Origin of the sequence: Alitabrizicola rongguiensis, assembly GCF_021491355.1 — a bacterium.
GTDB lineage: Bacteria > Pseudomonadota > Alphaproteobacteria > Rhodobacterales > Rhodobacteraceae > Aliitabrizicola > Aliitabrizicola rongguiensis.
The window spans coordinates 13,415-33,845 of record NZ_JAKENF010000003.1; the positions used below are offsets into that span (position 1 = coordinate 13,415).

The following is a 20,431-nucleotide window of genomic DNA, read 5'->3' on the forward strand; positions in this document are numbered from 1 at the left end:
TCCTGCAAATGACGGCTGTTGCGGCAATGCCCCCGTTTCCGTCATGCACATCAGGCGACCTCGAACAGTCCCGCCGCCCCCATCCCACCGCCGACGCACATCGTGACGACTGCCCGCGCAACTCCGCGACGTTTGCCCTCGATCAGGGCATGTCCAGCCAGACGCAGGCCCGTCATTCCATAAGGGTGGCCGACCGAAATCGCTCCGCCATTCACGTTCACCAGATCCGGATCAAGTCCCAGTTCAGCGATGCAAGGCAGGGCCTGCGCGGCAAAAGCTTCGTTCAGCTCCCACAGACCGATATCGCCGATACGAAGCCCCGCACGGGTCAGAAGGCGCGGTACGGCATGGATGGGGCCGATGCCCATGTGCTCGGGCGGACATCCTGCCACGGCCATCAGGCGAAAGGCTCCAAGGATCGGCAGGCCCCGGCGTTCGGCGGCGCGGCGCTCCATCAGCACCATCGCCGCGGCACCATCCGACAACTGGCTGGCGTTGCCGGCCGTGACCAATCCACCCTCGCGCACGGGTTTCAGGCCGGCCAGTCCCTCGGCGGTGGTCCCCGGACGGTTGCCCTCGTCCTGTGCCAGCGTCACCGCTTCGGCACGGACCTCGCCTGTGGCCTTGTCCTTGACCAGCCGCGTGGCACTGATCGGCACGATTTCCGCATCGAACCGCCCCGCGACCTGCGCCGCCGCCGTCCGGGCTTGTGACTGCAGCGCAAAGGCGTCCTGTGCGTCGCGGCTGATGCCCCAGTCGCGCGCCACCCGCTCGGCGGTGTCCAGCATCGGCATGTAGGCATGGGGCTGCGCCGCGGTCACCCCTTCGTCCATCTCGCGCGCAGCCCAGTCGAAGTAGGGGCCCTGCACAGCCGAAATGTTTTCCTGCCCTGCCGCGATCGCAACCTCCACTCCGCCCAGGACGATCGACTGCGCGGCCATCGCAATAGCCTGCAGACCTGAGGCGCATTGCCGATCCACCGTCTGTCCCGCGACCGTGACCGGCAGACCGGCAGCAAGAGCGGCCAGACGGCCGAGGTTCATCGCCGCCGTCCCCGCCGTCAGGACCGACCCGATGACCAGATCCTCAACCTCGCCCGGATCGACGCGCGCGCGGGTGACCGCCGCCCGAATTGCATGGGCCGCAAGCGTTGGAGATTTGATGTTGTTCAGGCTGCCCTTGAAAGCAAGGCCGACAGGCGTGCGGGCGTAGGATACGATGACAGCTTCGCGCATCAGGCAATCTCTCCGGACTCAAGCATCTGGCGAATGCGCTTCTTGTCGATCTTGCCAACAGAGGTGCGCGGGATGGACAGAACCGAGATGATCCTGTCGGGCATGGCCCATTTCGGCAGATCGCCAGCAGCCACGGCTGCCCCCAGCCTTTCGCAGATTGCGGCATCAACCGCCCCATCCGCGACCACCACCATGACCGGCCTTTCGCCCCAGCGTGCATCGGGCATACCTACGGCCGCCACCTCGCGCACACCCGGCACAACTGAGGCGAGGTTCTCCAGTGCCAAAGACGACACCCACTCACCGCCCGACTTGATCACATCCTTCAGCCGGTCAGTGATCCGCAGCGTCCCGTCAGGTGAGATATGCCCGACATCGCCGGTATGCAGCCAACCGCCCTGCCACAACTCACCGCTGGCCACAGGATTGCCCAGATAGCCCATGGTCAGCCAGGGCGCGCGGGCGATCACCTCGCCGGTCGTGCGGCCATCGGCGGGAACGTCGCGCATCTCGGGGTCAACTACACGCAATTCGACCATCGCTGCTGGCTTGCCGATAGCGGCGCGGATCGTCACATCGTCGCTATGCTGGCTGGCCACCATGTCGGCATGGGTCACGAATGGGCAGGTTTCCGACATGCCGTAGGCGGCATGGATGTCGATGCCCTTCGTTCGCGCCTCGCGCGCCAAGCCCTCAGGCAGGGCCGAACCGCCGATCAGCACCCGCCAGCGCGACAGGTCGGTCTGTGCCGCCTCTGGCGCGGACAGGACCATCGAGAGGATCGTCGGCACGCAATGCGAGAAGGTGACACCGTGTTCTGCGATCAGTGCCAGAAGCCGTGCGGGCTCATACCGGCCCGGGTAGACCTGCTTCAGACCCAGGAAGGTGGCGATATAGGGAAATCCCCAGCCGTGTACGTGGAACAGGGGCGTGATCGGCATGTAGACATCATTGCGCTTCAGACCGCCTGTGCCCGGAACTGTGCCAAGATCAGCCGCAACCGCAAGCGTGTGCAGGACCAGCTGGCGGTGCGAGTAGCTGACGCCTTTGGGATCGCCCGCCGTGCCGGTGGTGTAGAAGAGCGTCGCGCGCGTGTCCTCGGGCAGCAGTGGGAAATCGAACCCTGCCGGCTGTGCCGCCAGCAGGCTTTCATACTCGCCCACGAACCCATCCGGCAGCACGGCACCCTTCCGGTCGACCAAGAGGATCAGTCGGACCGGCCGCACAATGCGGGGGAGAAGCGGCATCAGGACGGGCAGAAAATCCTCGTGGCACAGGATCGCATCATCCTCGGCGTGGTTGATCGTGTAGAGGATTTGTTCCGGCGACAGGCGTATGTTGACGGTATGTAGCGTCGCTCCCATCATCGGGATGGCGAAGAAGCATTCGAGATAGCGCGGGCTGTCCCAGTCCATTACGGCAATGGTTTTGCCCCTGCACAGCCCCTGCGCCGTCAGCGCCGCCCCAAGCCGGGCGATCCGGTCGTGGAACGCAGCATAGCTGCGCGCCTGGCCACTGCCATCAATGATGAGCTGATCCGGATTGCGCCCCGCCGGGGCAAGGAGAATCTGACGGATGTTCAGGGCGAAATGCGGATCCATGGGCTGCTCTTTGAACCGTTGATTCAGCATAGCGTCCCCATGACCAACTTACACATGACGAAAAAAGGGGCTAAGCTTCGCGCAGGACGATAGCTGCGTCGGTTTCGGCCAGCGGCGCAGGCGGAAACAAGCTATCTGATCCCAAAATCAGGGAGATCATTACAATGGGACATCAGATGCCGCCCTTGCCATGGCTGCGCGCCTTCGAGGCGTCCGCGCGCCATCTGAGTTTCACGAACGCAGCGTCCGAACTGAACCTGACGCAGGCGGCCATCTCAAAACAGGTCAAGCTACTTGAACACTACCTGCGCGAACCCTTGTTCGAACGGCTGCCGCGCAGCCTGATCCTTACCAAGGCCGGGGCGGCCTATCTGCCAAAGGTAAACGACGCCTTCGAGCGGCTGTCTGCCGGCACGATCGAAGTGTTCGGGGGCCGCCGCAAAGGCATTCTGACCGTGCGCGCGCCGGTGGGCTGGGCCGTCAACTGGATTGCCGAAAGGCTACCCGCCTTCATGGACGGCTACCCTCAGATCCCGGTCCGGATCGTGTCATCGGTCTGGTCGGAAGAGGCGGAAACCGAACGCTACGATCTCGACATCCGTTATGGTACCGGGAAATGGCCAGGTATTCGGGCGGACCGTGTCAGCTGGGAACGGATCGAGCCGCTTTGTACCCCGGAAATTGCCAAGCGGCTTGCCTCGCCCGAGGATCTTAAAGGTGAACGTCTGCTGCATGTCCTTGGCTATCAGGAAGGCTGGGCAACATGGCTTGCTGCGGCCGGTGTTGCCTCCATCAACGCGGGCTCCGGGGCGCATTTTGACTCGTCCCTCATGGCATTCGAAGTCGCTGCCCATGGCGGCGGCGTGGCGCTAGGACGTACCTCAATGTCCACGACCGAGCTGCGATCAGGACGGCTGGTCCAGCCCTTTTCGCTATCGGTTCCGGTCGAGGAGGCGTTCTACATCCTGACTCCTGAAGAAGGTCTGGCCCACCCAGACGCGGCCGTGTTCCGTGACTGGCTTTTGTCAGAGGCCCACGCCGCGGCCGGGCGCTGACTACCGCGCCCGCAGCCTGACACCCGCATCCAGCCGGACGACCTCGCCGTTCAGCATCGGGTTGCGGGTCATCGACAGGCAAAGGTCGGCGAAGTCCTCGGGCGCGCCGAAGCGGCGGGGGAAGATGGCGTCTGAGGTGATCGCCTCGACCACCTCAGGCGGAACTTCTGCGGCCATCGGCGTGTGGAACAGGCCAGGCGCGATGGCCAGAACCCGAATCCCCTTGGCAGCGAACTCCCGCGCGGCCTGGATCGTCATGGCGGCGATCGCACCCTTCGAGGCGACATAGGCTCCTTGGCCGATCTGCCCCTCAAAGGCGGTGATCGAGGCGGTGTTGACGATCACCCCCCGCTCATCATCGGGTGCAAGAGGGTCAAGCGCCATCATCCGGGCCGCCGCCTTCGTCATCACGCTGACCGTGCCGAGCAGGTTCACATTGATCACCTGCGCGAAGCGGGTCATGTCCACGGGACCCTCGCGTCCGACCAGCCGCATGGAACCCGGTATCCCTGCGCAGTTGACCACGATACGCGCCACGCCATGCGCGGCCTCGGCGGCATCGAGGGCCGCGGCGACCGATGCCTCCTCGGCCACATTGCAGGCAAGGGGCAGGATGCCCGGGGCAGCCTCGCCCGGCCGCAGGTCCAGCGCCGCCACCCGGGCCCCTGCCGCAGCCAGGGCCTGCGCCGTGGCAAGGCCCAAGCCGGACGCCCCACCCGTCACAAGCGCCGCAACTCCGGCAAGATCACGCATGCTCGCCTCGCGCCGCCAGAAGTCGGTTCAGCCAATCCAGGTCCATCTCGGGCACCGAGGACAAGAGGAGGTTGGTGTAATCCTCTTTCGGCGCCGCAAAGAGTTCCGCCTTGGGCCCGCGCTCCACAACCTGCCCGTGCTGCATCACCACGACCTCATCCGCGATGGACTTCACCGTGGCAAGATCATGAGTGATGAACATGTAGGCGAGGTTCAATTCGCCCTGCAACCGGTCGAGCAGCTTCAGGATGCCTTCCTGCACGATTTGGTCCAAAGCACTCGTCACCTCGTCGCAGATGATCATCTGCGGCTCGGCGGCCAGGGCGCGGGCGATGCCGATGCGCTGCTTCTGACCGCCTGACAGTTCGGAAGGCAGGCGGTCGATATACTTGTCGGGCTCCAACTCGATCAGCGCCAGAAGGTCGCGGATGCGGGTCTCCAGCGCGCGTCCCTTCAACCCCAGATACATCTCGGCCGGACGCCCGATCAACTCGCGGAGGCGGAGCTTGGGGTTCAACGCGGTGTCGGCCATCTGGTAGATCATCTGGCACTGGCGCAGTTCCTCGCGGGAGCGCGCCTTGAAGCTGGGCGGCAGGGGCTTGCCGTTGAATAGGATCTCGCCCTTTCTGGGCGGCAAAAGGCCAGTGATGACCCGGGCGGTCGTCGATTTGCCCGACCCGCTTTCGCCCACCACCGCCACTGTCCGGCGGGCGTGGATGTCGAAGCTGACATCCTTCAGAACGTCAACTGCGCCATAGCCCGCCGTCACGTTTCGCACGGAAACCACAGGGGTCCCGGTTGCTGCAGGCAGTGCGGGACGGGCGAAACTGCGCACGGCCCAGAGGCTGCGAGTGTAGTCCTCGCGCGGGGCGGCCAGCATACTGCGGGTGTCGGATTCCTCCACCTCATCACCGCGCAAAAGCACCTTGATGCGGTCGGCCATCTGCGCGACCACGGCTAGGTCGTGCGTGATGTAGATCGCCGCCGTTCCGAACTGACGCACGATGTCGCGGATCGCGGCCAGAACCTCGATCTGCGTCGTCACATCCAACGCTGTGGTCGGTTCGTCGAAGATGATGAGGTCCGGCCGGCAGGACATGGCCATCGCCGTCATTGCGCGCTGCAACTGCCCACCCGAAACCTGATGCGGATAGCGGAAGCCGATCTCGTCAGGGTTCGGCAGGCGCATGCGGCGGTAAAGCTCGACCGCATCGGCTTCGGCCTTTTCGCGCGGCATGACGCCGTGGACGACAGGGCCTTCGCAATACTGGTCGATCAATTTGTGAGCAGGATTGAAGCTCGCCGCCGCCGATTGGGCCACATAGGCGATGCGTTTGCCGCGCAAGGCTCGCCGGTCCGCTTCCGGTGCAGCGCGCAGGTCGATCCCGTCGAAATCGATCGACCCGCCCGAGATGCGGCAGCCGTCACGGGCATAGCCCATCGCGGCCAGACCGAGTGTTGACTTGCCTGCGCCGGATTCCCCGATCAGCCCGAGAACCTCGCCCTTATGCAGGGTCAGGTCCACGCCCTTGACGATCTGGTGCCAGGCATCGCCCGAGCGGCCCTCGATCTTCAGATCCCGGATGGTCAGAAGCACTTGCTTTTCCATTGGACCTACTCCTTCAATCCGCTGGCGCGGTGTAGCTGCCAGTCCACCACGAAGTTCACCGCGACCGTCAGGAGCGCGATCGCTCCGGCAGGCAGAAGCGGGGTGATGTCGCCGAAGGTGATGAGCGTCGCGTTCTCGCGCACCATGCTCCCCCAGTCGGCGGTCGGCGGCTTGATCCCGAGGCCAAGGAAGGACAATGCCGATATCGAGAGGAAAACGAAGCAGAAGCGTAGCCCGAATTCAGCCACCAGTGGCGCCATTGCATTGGGCAGGATTTCACGCCGGATGAGCCGCCACTTGCCCTCGCCGCGCAACCGGGCAGCCTCGATGTAGTCCATCACCACGATGCCCTGCGCCACCGACCGCGCCAGCCGGTAGACGCGCGTCGCGTCGACCGACGCGATCACAAGGATCAGGCTGAGGACCGAGGTACCGAAGATGGTGAGCAGCAAGAGGGAGAAGATAAGGGCCGGAATGGCCATCAGCGCATCGACGAAGCGCGACAGCCACTGGTCAAGCCAGCCGCCGACCAGCGCCGCCCAGATGCCGAGGATCGAACCGACCGTAAAGGCAAGCGCCGTCGTGGCAAAGGCGATGCCCACAGTATTGCGCGCGCCATAGATCAAGCGGGTCAGCATGTCACGGCCAAGCTTGTCGGTCCCGAGGTAATAGGGGGCGGCCCAGGGCAGGTATTGGGCGCCCACGACCTCGCTTTCCTTAAAGGGTGCCAGCAGCGGCGCAAAGACCGCGACAAGGACATAGATCAGGATCACGGCAATTCCGAACGACGCTGTCAGCGGCATGTCGCGGAAGGTCGGCTTCTGATGCGCCGGGGCAAACGTGCGCAGGGCGGCACGGGAGACCAGCGCGACCCCGAAGAAGGCGACTAGAGCGACGGCAAGGACAACCAGAACCTGCATGGCCTTACCTCCGATGCATCAGGCGCGGGTTGGTGATCGTCGAGAGCACATCCGCGACAAGATTCAAGAGCACGTAGGCCGAGGCGAAGATCAGGGCGATGGCCTGCACCACGGGGATGTCGCGGTTGGTCACCGCGTCCACCATCAACTGGCCAAGTCCCGGATAGACAAAGACCACCTCGACCACGACGACGCCGGTGATGAGGTAGGCGAGGTTCAGTGCCACCACGTTGATGATCGGGGCCAGCGCGTTCGGGACGGCATGGCGCAGCACCACGCGCAGGGGGGACATCCCCTTGAGCCGCGCCATCTCGATATAGGGTGAGGCGAGCAGGTTGATGATCGCGGCCCGGGTCATCCGCATCATGTGGGCGGTGACCACCAGCGTCAGGGTCAGCGCCGGAAGGAAGCCCATGTAGATCCGCTCGCTGAAAGTCGTGCTGGCGGTAATGCGGACCATCGAGGGGAAGAGCCCCGTCTGCGCCAGCCACAGGATCAGGATGTAGGCCACAAAGAACTCGGGGAAGGAAATCGAGGTCAGCGCCAGCGCGTTCGACATCCGGTCGAAGACAGAGTTGCGCCATAGCGCCGCCAGAACCCCGAGCATAAGCGAGAGCGGCACGGACAGGGCGGCCGCATAAAGCGCCAGGAACAGCGTGTTGCCAAGTCGACCACCGACCAGTTCGGCGATCGGTTTCTTGGTGGCCATCGAAACGCCGAAGTCGCCGTGCAGCACGCCCCACAGCCAGTTCAGGTAGCGGATCGGCGCCGGGTCGTTCAGCCCCAGTTGCTCGCGCAGGGCGGCGAGGGTTTCGGGGGTCGCCGACTGGCCCAACAGCTCGCGGGCAAGATCGCCCGGGAGGAGCTCGGTTGCGCCGAAGATCACCACTGAAATCACAAATAGCGTCAGAAGGCCGAGCAGCAGCCTTCGCCCGATCATGCGCCAGATCTCGTTCATGTTTCCCCCCTGTGTATGGGCCTGGCGGTCTTGCTGCCGCCTGGGCCGGACGTGCCGTCAGGCTCCGGCAGGATGACCCTGCCGGAGCCCGGTTCTCAGTTCGGACAGATCAGGCGAACCACCAGCGTTCGACGCAGCGGAAGCCGTCGAGATTCCAGTTATTTGCAACCTTTTCCGGTGTCGCGAGGGCCTTCGACAGGGCCATCACGTAGTTGTTGTACATCGGGATGATGGTTGACCCCTCGAACGACACGAGCCGCTGCATCTCCTGGTACATGTCCTTGCGCTTGGCCTCGTCGAGCTCCGAGCGCGCCGCGACAAGCAGCTTGTCGAACTCGGCGTTCGACCAGAAGCTCTCGTTCCAGGCCGCGCCGGTTTGGTACGCGGTGGTAAACATCTGGTCTTCGACCGGCCGCCCGCCCCAGTAGCTGGCGCAGAACGGCTTCTTCATCCAGACGTTGTCCCAGTAGCCGTCATCTGGCACACGGTCGACGGTGATGGTGATCCCGGCCGGAGCGGCCTTCTCGCTCATCAGGACGGCGGCATCCACCGCGCCCGCGAAGGCAGCGTTGGCGGCCGAAAGCGTGACCTCAAGCTTGTCCATGCCTGCTTTCTTCAGATATGACTTCGCTTTGTCCGGGTCGTAGGTCTTGGCTTCCATATCCGCGAAGAAGTAGCGGTTCGCCGGGCCGATCGGGTTGTCGTTCGACACAGAACCGTGGCCGGCAAGGATCTTGTCCACCAGTTCCTGACGGTCGAACGCGTATTTGAGCGCGAGGCGCACGTTGTTGTCGGTGAAGGGCGCCGCACGAGCGTCCATCGGGAAGACGTAGTGCGCGTTGCCCGAGATCGACAGGATGTTGGCGACGCCCCGGCTTTCCAGAAGCCCGATCGAGGCCGGGTCTACCTGGTCGATCACGTCGACTTCGTTGGTCATCAGCGCGTTCAGGCGCGCCGCCGGATCGAGGATCGTCAGCAGGACGATCTGGTCGAAATGCGCCCGGTCGGACTTCCAGTAGTCCGGATTGCGCTTCAGCGTCGCCTGCACACCCGGCTCGTAGCTTTCCACGATGTAGCCGCCGCAGCCGTCGGGCGAGGTCGGGTCGATCTTGCCATCGGTGCCCGGCATGACCGGGAGGTGATAGTCCGACATCAGGTAGGGGAAGTCAGCGTTCGGCGCGTTCAGTGTGACGACCAGATTCGTGCCATCGGCCTTGATATCCGTCACTGCGTCGAAGTAGGGCTTCACCGCCGAGGTCGAGGCCTCGCCCCGGTGATGGTTCAGCGAGGCGATCACATCATCGACCGTCACCGGCTTGCCGGAATGGAAGGTTACGCCGTCGCGGATCTTGAACACCCAGTTCGCGCCATCCGAAGAAGACCAGCTTTCGGCGATCTCGCCTACAAGGCTGCCATCCGCCGCGATCTCGATCAGCTGGTTGTGGCGGGCGGCGGCAAAGGTCTGCACATAAAGCTGGTCCCACAGGCCGGGATCATAGCCATCGGTCGTGGAGCCATGCCCGATCCCGACCCGGAACACGCCACCCTTCTTCGGTTCCGCCTGCGCCATTGCCATGCCCGCTGGCAGGATCAGCCCGGCGGCGGTCAACGCCATCCCACCTTTCAGCACGCCGCGGCGGGTCATCCCGCGCGGAAACATCGCGTTCGTCATAGTTTTCCTCCCTTGTGATAGAGCGCTCCATAGGCGCTTGGTTTGAATGTCTCGAGTGCGGCTTCGGCATAACTCGACCGGTCAAGCCAAGCGGGGCTGACCTCCACGCCCCAGCCCGGCGCGTCAGTTACGGTCACATGTCCGTCTTCAACATCGAACGGGCGGCCAAGGAAAAGATCACGTTGCCACGGGTAGTAGTCATCCCCCTCGATGGACAGTTCGAGATAACTCCCCGCATTGGGAATGGCCGCCATCAGATGCATGGTGCAGATCGTGACCAGCGAAAGGTTGGCCGCATGCGGTGTGCAGGGCAGCCCAGCGGCTGCGGCCATGCGCGCTACTTCCAGCGTCCGCGACAGCCCGCCCATGTACATGACGTCCGGCTGGACCACATCGACCGCGCGCATGTCGATCATGCGCTTCCAGGTCTCCATGTCCCAATCCTGCTCGCCTCCAGTCACGTCGATCGAAACGGCTTCGGTCACCACTTTTGTTGCGGCGAGGTCCCAATAGGGCACAGGTTCTTCGTAATGGCCGACGCCATGATCGGCGAGCAGGTCGCCCACGGTGATTGCGCGGGAAACCGAGAAGCCCGAATTTGCGTCGACGAGCTTGTCAATCCCATCGCCAAGCGCCTTCGCGACCGCGGGGATGATCGCCTCGGTCCGCCCTGGCCATTCGTCTACATCTTCGCCGCATTCCGAACCGATGCGCCACTTAGCTGCCGTGAAACCCTTCTCGGCACACAGGCGCGTCAGGCGTTCGGCCTCATCCTTTGGCGAGATGTCTCGTTTCATCGAACTGGCATAGGCCCGCACGCGCCCTGCGGCCCCGCCAATGAGACTCGCAACCGGCTTGCCCGCGCGTCTCCCCGCTAGGTCCCACAGCGCGGTATCCAGACCGGCAAGTGCGCGGGCCCGGTAGCTTCCGGGGTACTTGTGCTCTCGCCGCTCAATCAGATGAACGAGCCCGCCAATGTCACTGCTGTCGGCACCCAGAGCCCAGGGAACCACCTGACGGTGAAAGACCTGCGCCGTGATGTCTGCGTTGTATGTCGAAGTTTGGCCCCAACCGAAAGCTCCATCTTCCGCCGTGACACGCACAAAGCAGACGAACTCGCTGTGGAAGGTCTCAAGTCGAACGATGCGATTCATCGGAGCCGTTGGTTGCAAGCAGCACAGCAAGCCACCCACTCAGCATTCAGTTTGATCCCGACCCGGCGCAAACAACGAAAAACAAGACAAAGGGCAAACGCCAGTTATTCATTGCTTCCTTTTTGTTCTACAGACGTTTTGGCGAACACATCAGCCTCGCATCCGTAGAAGGATGAGCAGCCTCAGAAGCCGGATTGAAACAGGCGCTGTGAAGCGCGCCAATTTTGCCGGACGGTTCAACGCCTGAGTATGATCAGATCGATACATTGATCTGCCGCGCGAGGTCTGTCGACGTTACGCCGATGTAATGCATCTCGTCGGCGACGATTTCACCGGGGTGGATGGGTGAGCCATTCGCACCCATTCAGACACGGCCCCAGTCCCGGCGAGGTCAACGGAGGAACGGGCGCGTCGGTTATCCCTCTTTAAAATATTGTTTTTGCTATGTTTTGTATGGATCATCACTCCATGTAACCACTCATGGAGCATCAAATGACGATCAGTTTTGAAGACCGCGTTGCGGTCATCGCCGACCTGATGGGCATCGACTTCTATCGCTTGGCGCGCCGGCTGCGCGAGTTGCAAGATGGCGACAAGGATCGAAAGGAGGGCGAGAAGCTATTCCTGCGCGTGGTCGACCATCTGCAGATCGGCCGCCGGAAAGGCTATCAACTCTCCCGTCTGGCCCGCATCTTCGACGCCTACAGTGTCGACGAAGCGCGCCTCAACCGGATTGGCTGGACCAAGCTGGGGCTCGTCTCGCGCTATGTGTCAGACGATAACTTCGAGGAACTTCTCGGCTGGGCAGAGTCGAACACGGCGCACGACCTTGAACTCAAGCTGCGCGGCAGGGAACCGATCTCGGATGACAGGATCTTCGTCACTTATCTGCATGTCGATGACTTTCTCCGACTGCGGAAAGCCCTGCTGGCGCATGGAGCGACGCCGTCTGGCGCAGAAGGTGTAACCGACGCCGAAGAAGCACTCATGCGTCTTGTGACGCTCGCTGGTCACTGACGGAACGACCTGACATGCGCCCTGTTTCTCAGGCATGCGAAGCAGGGCGCATATGCGCAGTGGGCTCAGATTGATACCACCCCTGAACTTCCTTGTTCCAATCGGCGTGTTCTTGAAAACTATAGGCGATCACCACGACCTGAGTCGGCACCGGTGATCGCAACAGCCATTCGACGATCTCCATGCCGGCCACGAGATGCGTGGCAATTTCATGGAGACAAACATGGCAATCACCTTCAAGACCAGACCAATCACTAAATATCCAGCACAGCCGCCCGCGGCGCCTGCGCCTTCGCAGCCTCTTCCCGACGAGTTCTTGACCATTGCAGAAGCGGCCGAGCTCTCGCGAGCTTCCGAAAGCAGTGTCCGTCGTTGGGAACGCCGGGGAGTTTTTAGGAAGTTCAGATCCGGGAAAAAGATCCTGATCGCAAAGGTCGATCTGCTGAATTTCCTTCGTCAGAACTAATCACATCTGGCCATTGTTAATACCCTCCCGGCCTAAAGCCAGGGAATATGATAGGAGGGTATTAACAAGTTGGCGCCCCTGACAAATGGTGAATAACAATGACTAAGTCTGAAAATAACCAGAAGGCCGATGGCGGGCAATACATTGCGACGTTGCGCGATCTCTACGACGCACTGGGCAAGGTGGGCCTGCCGTCATCGCAAAGGGCGGAGCTTCGGTCCGCAATACGACGTCTCGACCATCTTGTCGGTCACGGGTTGATGGATCTCCCGGCCGACCTTCCACTGCTGATGGCACGGCTCAACCAGGTTACACCTGCAACGGCGGGCATGACGCCGGGGTCTCTTGCTAACTTGCGGTCGCGCGTGCGGCGGGCATTTCGCTGCTTCAACGACCGGGTGTTTTCGGTCCGCCGCATTGCACCTTCGTCCGAGTGGCGCTTGTTGCTCGACACAGTCGGACCGAAGCTCCGCCTCGGGCTCACGCGCTTCGCCCGGTTCGCCACTCTCAAGCAGTGCCAACCTGTCAACGTTGACGACACGCTTGCAGACCAGTTCCAAGACTATCTGGCCGAGGCCGGCTTGGTGACCAAACCCCGAGCAATGTTGCTCGACCTGGTCCGCAACTGGAACCGGGTCGCCACGAAGTTTCCGTGCCTCGGCCTTCGCGAACTCTCCGCTCCCGCCGGAAAGAGAAAACCCTACTGGGCTGCGCAATCGCTTTGGCCGGAGCAGCTGGTCAAGGACATCGACGCATTCCTTGTCTATCTGGCCGAGCCACCGATCTTCGCGAAAGCCAAGCAACCAGCACTGTCGGCATCGACAGTGGCTCAGTATCGCGTAAGCCTGACGACAGTTCTTTCAGCCCGGGTTGCACAAGGTGCGCCTATCGCGTCCTTCACTTCACTGAAGGCGCTGGCCACTGCAGAGAACACGCGTCGCGCGCTCGAGTTCCTACATGAGCGGCGGGGCAACCGGGTCACGCGGGACTTCTCGACCATCGCCGCTCGGTGCCAGAAGGCCGCCGACTGGTGTGGTGCAACCACGTCGGAGCTGGCTGCTTTCGATGCGCTGCTTGGCAGCATCACCATGCATACCGAGGAGCTACCGACGATGACTCCCAAGAACGCCAGGCTCCTGGACCGACTTGATGAGCAAAGGTTCCGCGATCTCCTTGTCACGCTGCCATTGCGGCTCATGGCAAAGGCGAGATCCAACAAGAGTGCTCGATTGGCACTGTGCGACGCACGCTGCGCCGTTGTGATCGAGCTCCTTTTGACCTGCAGCATGCGGCGCGGCAACCTTGCAACCCTGAAACTCGATGAGAATATCAAGCGCATCCGAAACCAGAATGGAGATGTCTGGGTAATCGAGTTCGGGAGCCACCACGTCAAGAACAAGATTGACCTGCGATATGAGCTTCCACCCGAAAGTGGTGATCTCCTCAAGGAATATCTGCGGGACTGGCGCCCATTGATCACGTCGACACCAAATTCGTGGCTCTTCCCGAATTCTGCCGGAGGGCCAATGGATATGAAGCTGATCTCAAGCTCCATTGCCACAAAGGCAAAGGCGGAATTGGGAGTGCCGATCACTGCACATCAATTTCGCCATTTGGCGGCCTCAATGTTCGTCATGGAGAACCCGGAAAAGATCGGCGTTGCCTCGGATCACTTGGGCCACAAATCGGTCGACACGACGCGTCGATTTTATGTCCGCAACCAACAGCGGAATGCGACGCGCTTGTATCAGGAAAAACTCGGCCTTGATCGCAAAAGGGCACTCGAGCGGAGTCCCACCAAATCCCTGCGTCGAAAACTGAAACGCAGGGCACCCGATGATGGAGACCTGCTGTGAACGATGTCCTGTCGTTGAAGGTGGAAGACTGGCCGCATGATGATCGCGTCCTTTTGCAGCGGGCCTTGAGGCCCGCCGCCTTCCTGCAACCGGCCAATCCTGCAAGCTCCTGGAGTCCCAGCAGGCGACGTATCGTCGAGCAATCGGTCGGGCAATGGCTCGCCTGGCTTCTGCGGAACGGGCTTCTCGATCCGGACTGCGCACCGGCGGACCGGGTGACGCGCGACCGCATCGAGGCTTTTGTCGCCGAGTTGGCAGACCGGGTCGCCCCCTGGTCGGTCGCAATGATGCTCGGAGCCCTGGTTCGGGGCTTTGAGGTCATGTCGCCGGATCGGGACTTCAACTGGATCAAGCCGGCCTGTCAGAGCCTGAAAGAGCGCGCCGAACCGTCCCGGAACGCGTTTGCACATCTCGTCTCACCCGGGGAACTCTTCCAGCTGGGGCTCGACCTGATGCAGGAGGCTCGCGACCTGGAGGCGAGCCAGCACCCGTATGTCAGCACGCAGGCGCGCGACGGTCTGATGCTGGCGGTGTTGATCTCGTTTCCGGTCCGCATCAGGAACTTCACCGAGACCCGGATCGGCCAGCACCTGCTCTCGCGCGACGGGTGCAATGTCTTGAAATACTCGGCCGAGGAGACGAAGACCGGTTCAGCTCAGGTTGGAGAGCTTCCACCCAATCTGGCGGAATGGCTGGACTGGTATCTGTCGGTTCATCGTGAACGGCTTCTGGCCCGCGGAACCGGGCCGAAGACGGACAGGCTCTGGGTGAACAGGGACGGCGATGCCCTCGACGCGAGTGCAATCCGCGAGCAGATCAAGCGCCGAACCAAGTCGGCATTCGGGAGGCATGTCTGGCCACATCTGTTCCGAAAGGCGTCCGCCACCGGCCTTGTCGACGATGCTCCCGACTCAATCTCGCTCGCCGCGGAAGTCCTTGGCCATGCAACCATCCAGACAACCGAGCGCCACTATGTCCTCGCGCGGGGATCGATGGCGCACAAGGAGGTCCAGTCAACGGTGCTGACCGCACGTTCCGACGCTCTTGCGCGTTTGCGTCGGAAAACCCGGTCCGCTGCTGCCAACCGTCGCGGAGATACAGGGAAGGGAGGAGATTGATGCAATCAATTGCACAATCAGTTCTGAATATGTGGACAATCCCGCGAACTGAGGCTCGTAGTAGAACCGTGACGATTGCACCGCATCCCACCCCGCACCGCCTGCGCAATTCGACACTGACGCTCGGGGTAACTCGCTGTTTTGGAGATACTTTCCACCTGCTTGAACTGTGCAGTGGCTTCGACCTGAGACCACCCGGCGCCAAGATGTCTGGTTGCAAGCGCCCTTCACGCGTAGAAACTTGGAGATGGCGCATGATGGTGGCAGATCGACGGCAGAGTGGCAGGAGAACCTCAGGTCTTCTGAGCAAGTCTCTGCTACCGACGCTGAAAACGACCGTGGAAATAGCTCTTACAGGATCATCTGTTCCCCGAGGAGCCTATGCCCATCTGTTCCGGACGAAGTCTCTCTTCTTCGTGCCTTCCTCGATGCTGAGATCAAGGGGCTGTTTGAAAGGGACTAGTCGATGGGAGGGGCTGTCGTGGGACTGACTGCTGCCCTCTACGTTCGCGTCTCCACCTCCAAGCAGGCCGCCTCGGATCTCTCCATCCCGGATCAGATCAAGCAATGCGGTGCCTATTGCGACCGGTTGGGATGGACGGTCGTCGACATCTTCACAGAGCCGGGCGCCTCGGCTCTGGATGATGACCGACCAATGTTCCAGGACATGATCTACAAGGCCACTCGTCCGGAGAGACCCTATGACTACGTGGTCGTCCATTCGCTGAGCCGCTTCTCGCGAGATGCGTTGCATTCCGAGCTTTATGTCCGGCAACTCCGCAAGGCAGGCGTCGAACTGGTCTCGATCACCCAGGATGTTGGCCAGGACGTCAACGGCGAGTTCATCCGCAAGGTCCTGAACATCTTTGACGAGCACCAGTCCCGAGAGAACGCCAAGCACGTGCATCGGGCCATGCTCGAGAATGCACGGCAAGGCTTCTGGAATGGGGCGCGTCCACCCTTCGGTTACGATGTGTCCGTCAAGGAGGTGCGCGGGATCAAGGAAAAGAAGGTTCTCGTCGTCAAAGACGAGGAGGCGACCGTGGTCCAACGCATCTTCGACTTGGCCCTCGGAGCGCTGGGTCGACCGCTCGGCGTCAAGGCAATCGCCTCCCACCTTAACGACAGGGCAATCACGCGACGGGGTCAGCGGTTCTCGACCGGAAGCATCCACGAGATACTGACCTCGACCACCTATGTTGGCCGCCACTACTTCAACCGGAAGGACAGCCGCTCAGGCCGGGCCCGTCCACCGTCGCAATGGGTGGAGTTTGCCGTGCCCGCAATAATCGAGGAGACGCCATTCAATGCAGTCCAGGGACTTCTCCGCAGCCGCAACCCAAAGAATACGCCTCCCCGCGTGGTCAATGGTCCAACACTGCTGGCCGGCGTGGCCCGATGTGGATACTGCGGGTCGGCCCTGATCCAGAACACAGGCAAGGGCGGAGCCTATCGTTACTACTGCTGCTCTCGGAAACTGAAGGAAGGGCGTCATTCATGTCGCGGCATCCGCCTCCCGATGGACAGGTTGGACGGCATCGTGATCGGACAGGTCATCGAGCAGGTTCTCGATCCCGACCGCCTGAAAAAGGTGCTCGAGCAGTATCTCCTCGCAGCAGTTGATCGCGCAGATCGCAACCGCGACCGGATCGACTTGCTCCGCCAGAAGCACCGCGATGTCCAGACATCCCTCGCAAGACTTCTGACGCTGGTTGAGCAGGGAGTGATGGAGGCCGAAGACCCCAGTCTTCGTGAACGACTGTCCGGGCTGAAGCTCCAACGCGACGAGCTGGCCGTGGACATCGCGGATCTCCAGAAGCGCCTCGCATCCAACGAACCGGAGATCACGCCTGAACGCATCGAGCGGTTCGCGCACCTGCTGCGAGAGCAGTTGCTGCACGGCACACCCGAGTTCCGACAGGCCTACGCTCGATTGGTCATGTCTGAGGTCAGCGTGACCGAGAAAGAGATCCAGATCAGAGGCTCAAGGGACATCCTGGCAAAAGCCGTGTCGCAACAGCCGGGAGACTCTCCTCCGGCAGTTCTCACTTTTGTTCGGGAATGGCGGTGCTGTCAGACTAATGCGAACTGGTCTCCGTTTGCCCTACCCAAGCCGCCCTCAGCCGACAAGAAGTCCACGCCACTCTGCGAGAGCGGCGGCGCGGGCGGCCTTGTAGTGATCGCGTGAAGAGAGTGTTCGCTCCTGGTTGAAGTGGTTGCAAACCGAGGCATGGACCGAGGCGAACTTCTGCAGACTTCGCATGCGCCGGAACCTTTGCATCGCCCGCTCCCGTCGTCGGAAGGGAAGGTGGGAGTTCTCTGCCCTGTTGTTGGCCCAGCGGCCGACCTCACGATCGTCACCTCGACCAAGGTCCTTCAGTGCCGCTCCGTAAGAGCGCAGACGGTCACTGACGAGTTCGTTTGGTCGGCCGTGCCGCTTCATCGCCCTCTTCAGGAAACTCAGCGCGGCTCTGCGATCGCGTGATTTTGTGACGTAACTCTCCAGCACCTCGCCCTCATGGTCGACGGCGCGCCAGAGATAGTGCGTCTCGCCGTTGATCTTCACGAACATCTCGTCGAGGTGCCAGCGCCACTGGCGGCAGGGCCGCATGCGATCGACACGCCTTCTCCGCACTTCGGCGGCAAACAACGGTCCGAACCTGTTCCACCAGAAGCGCACGGTCTCGTGGCTGATGTCGATGCCACGCTCATGCAGCAGATCCTCGACGTTGCGCAGGGACAGTGGGAAGCGGACGTATAGCATCACGGCCAGACGGATGATCTCAGGGCTGGTCTTGAAGTAGCGGAAGGGAGATGGCTTGGGCATGGCCAGACGCTAGTCCGCACTCATCCCTGCCTCAAGCAAGGTTCTTCTGACAGCGCCAGCCAGGTTCCTCTGACAGGGCCCTGGCTGGAGGTCGACGCAGGTGACGTCCGGCGATGACCTCAGAATCTTGTCATTTCGCGCCATAATCTGCAGACTCATGCAGACCAAGGAATGTTTGGCCTTGCGCAGATACTTCCAAGCGTGACTCCTCCGAGCAGGAAATAACAGAGGCCCAAGGGCTTCAGGAGGATATCAATGAACGTCGAGACATCCAAGGGGACCACGGTCGCCCAGTCCTACATGGCGGCGCTCAAGGCCTGCGGCATCCGCCACGTATTCTCCAACGGCGGCACCGATTTCGCGCCGATCATCGAGGGCATCCTGCAGAACCGGCAGGACGGCGGCGACATGCCCGAATTCGTCACCGTGCCGCACGAGCACGTCGCCGTCGCCATGGCGCAGGGCTATTACCAGGTGAGCGGCAAAATGGCGGGTGCCATGGTGCACGTCAACGTGGGCACCGCGAACACGATCTGCGCGGTCATGAACGCCGCGCGTAACAATACGCCGATGTTTCTGGCCTCCGGCCGCTCACCGAGCACCGAGACCGGCGACGCAGGGTCCCGCGACTTCTGGATCCATTGGGCTCAGGAGAATTTCGACCAGGCCGCCATGGTGCGTGAACACGTGAAGTGGGAATACGAGTTGCGCCACGGCCAGCCGATCAACACGGTCGTCGCCCGCGCCATCGACATCGCCATGAGTGAGCCCAAAGGTCCGGTCTACCTTCAGCTGCCGCGCGAATTGCTGGGCAGTCCCTCAACCAACCCCGGCCCCCTTCCGCGCGGGCGCGACTTCGGCACCGTCCCGGCGGTCGCTGACATCCATGCGATCGAGCGCGCCGCCGACATGATCGCGGCGGCGGAGAACCCGATCATCATCATGACCACCCCGGCGAACGCCGCGACGTTCAAGGCGCTCGGGGCTTTGGCGGAGGCCCACGCAATCGCGGTGCACACCGGCCCGCACGCCGCGCTTTCCTCGTCGAACCCGATGAACCTGGGTCGGGTGAACGGCCCCGCGCTCAAGGCCGCCGACCTCATCCTCGTGCTGAACTCGCCGGTTCCGTGGGTGCCTAAACAGATGCAGCCCAACAAGGATGCCCGGCTTATCCACATCGCCCCGGACCCGCTTTTCGCCACCTATCCCTTCCGCGGCTTCGAGATGGACCTCGCCATCGCCGGCGATCCGGCAGCGTCGCTCACGATTCTGGGTGACATGCTCAACATAAAGCTGAAGGGCAGGGAGGCGGCCACCGACCGCCGCCGCAAGCTCAACGGCGAAAAGCGCCAGGCGCTGCTCGATAGCCGCAGGGCCGCCATTGAGGCCGCGTCCACCCAGCGCCCGATCAGCTATGTCTGGGCCGCCCATTGCGTGAACGAGGTCAAGGGCGCCAACACCACGATCGCCGAGGAGATTGGCGTGCCCTTTGACTTCCTCGACATAGAGGACGATCGCGAGTTCATGGCAACGTCCTTGGGGTCGGGGTCGCTCGGCATGGGGCTTGGCATGGGGCTGGGCGCCAAGTTCGCCGCCCCGGACCGCACGGTGATCACGACCGTGGGCGACGGCGGTTACATGTTCGGCTGCCCGACTGCGGCCCATTTCGTCAGCCAGGCGGAAAAACTGCCCGTCCTCACCATGATCATGAACAATCACGAGTGGCACGCCGTGCGCGACGCTGTCGTGTCCATGTACCCGGACGGTCTCGCAGCCAAGGCCAACAGCCTGCCGATCGTCGACCTTGCGCCCTCGCCCGACTACCACAAGATTGCAGAGGCCTTCGGCGGCTACGGCGAGAAGGTGGACGACCCAGCCAAGCTCAAGGGGGCCATCGGCCGCGCCCTCGAACAGGTCGCGCAGGGACGGCAGGCGACTCTGAATGTCGTGTGCCAGAGGCGGTAGGGCTGACTGGCGGCAATGCTTCGGCAAAGTAACGAGTCGCAACGGACCCCGGCTGGCTCCTTTTCGGGCAGTCGGGCGCCGTTGCCGGCGCGTTGTGCGAGTATTGTGTCAATAGGCACGCAAAACTGCCCCCCTATCGGCCTCCAAAATTGACCCCTCTTACGACGTCAAGATCAGGGCCTGAGCCGACGGAACTGATCAAAGAGTGGAGGCGGGTCAGGCCCT

17 protein-coding genes are annotated in these 20,431 nt (G+C 62.3%); 7 read left to right on the forward strand and 10 right to left on the reverse strand.

Translation table 11 applies throughout. The annotated features are described in order from the left end of the window. Window positions 1-50 precede the first annotated feature (50 nt). Together L0V05_RS11515 and L0V05_RS11520 are read right to left on the reverse strand one after the other, a co-directional pair. Window positions 51-1,235, reverse strand: a complete 1,185-nt coding sequence (locus tag L0V05_RS11515; RefSeq protein WP_234870647.1) for a thiolase family protein — start codon at window positions 1,233-1,235, stop codon at window positions 51-53. Beyond that, the gene (locus L0V05_RS11520) at window positions 1,235-2,836 is read right to left on the reverse strand and encodes a fatty acid--CoA ligase (protein ID WP_234870649.1); all 1,602 of its coding nucleotides are present in this window, start codon (window positions 2,834-2,836) and stop codon (window positions 1,235-1,237) included. Before L0V05_RS11520 ends, L0V05_RS11515 begins: the two co-directional genes overlap by 1 nt. Window positions 2,837-3,000: 164 nt before the next feature. Between L0V05_RS11520 and L0V05_RS11525 the strand changes: the two genes are divergently transcribed. Beyond that, the gene (locus L0V05_RS11525; protein WP_234870651.1) at window positions 3,001-3,891 is read left to right on the forward strand and encodes a LysR substrate-binding domain-containing protein; all 891 of its coding nucleotides are present in this window, start codon (window positions 3,001-3,003) and stop codon (window positions 3,889-3,891) included. Here L0V05_RS11525 and L0V05_RS11530 read toward each other — a convergent pair whose 3' ends face one another. The 6 genes from L0V05_RS11530 to L0V05_RS11555 all read right to left on the reverse strand — a co-directional run bounded on the left by L0V05_RS11530 (window position 3,892) and on the right by L0V05_RS11555 (window position 10,957). Continuing rightward, a complete protein-coding gene (locus L0V05_RS11530) occupies window positions 3,892-4,644 on the reverse strand; it encodes an SDR family NAD(P)-dependent oxidoreductase (protein WP_234870653.1) in 753 nt (250 codons plus the stop codon). Next, window positions 4,637-6,253, reverse strand: a complete 1,617-nt coding sequence (locus tag L0V05_RS11535) for an ABC transporter ATP-binding protein (RefSeq protein ID WP_234870655.1) — start codon at window positions 6,251-6,253, stop codon at window positions 4,637-4,639. The genes L0V05_RS11530 and L0V05_RS11535 overlap by 8 nt, the downstream gene beginning before the upstream one ends. Before the next feature lie 5 nt (window positions 6,254-6,258). Beyond that, window positions 6,259-7,173, reverse strand: a complete 915-nt coding sequence (locus L0V05_RS11540) for an ABC transporter permease (protein ID WP_234870657.1) — start codon at window positions 7,171-7,173, stop codon at window positions 6,259-6,261. 4 nt (window positions 7,174-7,177) lie between these two features. Beyond that, window positions 7,178-8,131, reverse strand: a complete 954-nt coding sequence (locus L0V05_RS11545; RefSeq protein WP_234870659.1) for an ABC transporter permease — start codon at window positions 8,129-8,131, stop codon at window positions 7,178-7,180. A gap of 109 nt (window positions 8,132-8,240) precedes the next feature. Then, the gene (locus L0V05_RS11550) at window positions 8,241-9,803 is read right to left on the reverse strand and encodes an ABC transporter substrate-binding protein (protein ID WP_234870661.1); all 1,563 of its coding nucleotides are present in this window, start codon (window positions 9,801-9,803) and stop codon (window positions 8,241-8,243) included. Continuing rightward, window positions 9,800-10,957 carry a mandelate racemase/muconate lactonizing enzyme family protein gene (locus tag L0V05_RS11555; RefSeq protein ID WP_234870663.1) on the reverse strand — a complete coding sequence of 386 codons (1,158 nt, stop codon included), beginning with the start codon at window positions 10,955-10,957 and terminating at the stop codon, window positions 9,800-9,802. Before L0V05_RS11555 ends, L0V05_RS11550 begins: the two co-directional genes overlap by 4 nt. Before the next feature lie 492 nt (window positions 10,958-11,449). On the opposite strand from L0V05_RS11555, the gene L0V05_RS11560 reads away from it, so the two are divergent. Then, complete coding sequence (locus L0V05_RS11560; protein WP_234870665.1) at window positions 11,450-11,974, forward strand: hypothetical protein; 525 nt, start codon at window positions 11,450-11,452, stop codon at window positions 11,972-11,974. Between the two features lie 28 nt (window positions 11,975-12,002). On the opposite strand, the gene L0V05_RS11565 is transcribed toward L0V05_RS11560, so the two are convergent. After that, the gene (locus L0V05_RS11565) at window positions 12,003-12,158 is read right to left on the reverse strand and encodes a hypothetical protein (protein ID WP_234870667.1); all 156 of its coding nucleotides are present in this window, start codon (window positions 12,156-12,158) and stop codon (window positions 12,003-12,005) included. Window positions 12,159-12,197: 39 nt separating this feature from the next. Here L0V05_RS11565 and L0V05_RS11570 point away from each other — a divergent pair, with 39 nt between their 5' ends. The 4 genes from L0V05_RS11570 to L0V05_RS11585 all read left to right on the forward strand — a co-directional run bounded on the left by L0V05_RS11570 (window position 12,198) and on the right by L0V05_RS11585 (window position 17,602). Next, window positions 12,198-12,440 carry a helix-turn-helix domain-containing protein gene (locus tag L0V05_RS11570; RefSeq protein WP_234870669.1) on the forward strand — a complete coding sequence of 81 codons (243 nt, stop codon included), beginning with the start codon at window positions 12,198-12,200 and terminating at the stop codon, window positions 12,438-12,440. A 98-nt stretch (window positions 12,441-12,538) separates the two neighbouring features. Then, window positions 12,539-14,296 (forward strand): site-specific integrase, encoded by a 1,758-nt coding sequence (locus L0V05_RS11575; RefSeq protein WP_234870670.1) that lies wholly within the window; start codon window positions 12,539-12,541, stop codon window positions 14,294-14,296. Continuing rightward, window positions 14,293-15,414, forward strand: coding sequence for a tyrosine-type recombinase/integrase (locus tag L0V05_RS20665; protein ID WP_234870672.1), 1,122 nt, complete (start codon window positions 14,293-14,295; stop codon window positions 15,412-15,414). Before L0V05_RS11575 ends, L0V05_RS20665 begins: the two co-directional genes overlap by 4 nt. Window positions 15,415-15,895: 481 nt before the next feature. Then, complete coding sequence (locus tag L0V05_RS11585) at window positions 15,896-17,602, forward strand: recombinase family protein (RefSeq protein WP_234870673.1); 1,707 nt, start codon at window positions 15,896-15,898, stop codon at window positions 17,600-17,602. Here the strand turns inward: L0V05_RS11585 and L0V05_RS11590 are convergent. Then, window positions 17,534-18,241, reverse strand: a complete 708-nt coding sequence (locus L0V05_RS11590) for an IS6 family transposase (RefSeq protein WP_234870675.1) — start codon at window positions 18,239-18,241, stop codon at window positions 17,534-17,536. The genes L0V05_RS11585 and L0V05_RS11590 overlap by 69 nt on opposite strands. A gap of 255 nt (window positions 18,242-18,496) precedes the next feature. On the opposite strand from L0V05_RS11590, the gene L0V05_RS11595 reads away from it, so the two are divergent. Beyond that, entirely contained in the window at window positions 18,497-20,206 is a 1,710-nt protein-coding gene (locus L0V05_RS11595) for a thiamine pyrophosphate-requiring protein (protein ID WP_234870677.1), read from the forward strand. Window positions 20,207-20,431 lie beyond the last annotated feature (225 nt).